1 pseudogene is annotated in these 275 nt (G+C 48.0%); it reads right to left on the reverse strand.

The features are described 5' to 3' along the window. Positions 1–275: pseudogene (locus tag M3080_RS09220) on the reverse strand (RNA-guided endonuclease InsQ/TnpB family protein); the annotation flags it as partial.

Raw genomic sequence — 275 nt, forward strand, 5'->3', positions numbered from 1 at the left:
GCCGCCCCTTTGTTCACACTTCCACTCCAATCGTTGGAAAAATTTCCCCCATGCCTGATCCAATATCGCTCGGTTTAAGCCCGATTTTTGAGCCACATTATGACCCGGCTCCTCTACCGTCCCGGCCGCACTCGCTGTCATGTTCTTTATTCTCAAGTCTTCACGATAGATCACCGCGTGTTTTTTGCTTAAATCCAACGCGACTTTATTGATAAAGTCCTGACGTATGTTGCTGATCCGTTGATGCAGTTTCGCAACTTCCCTTTGAGCCTTTC

The organism is Parasutterella secunda (assembly GCF_023336895.1).
Lineage (GTDB): Bacteria > Pseudomonadota > Gammaproteobacteria > Burkholderiales > Burkholderiaceae_F > Aphodousia > Aphodousia faecalis.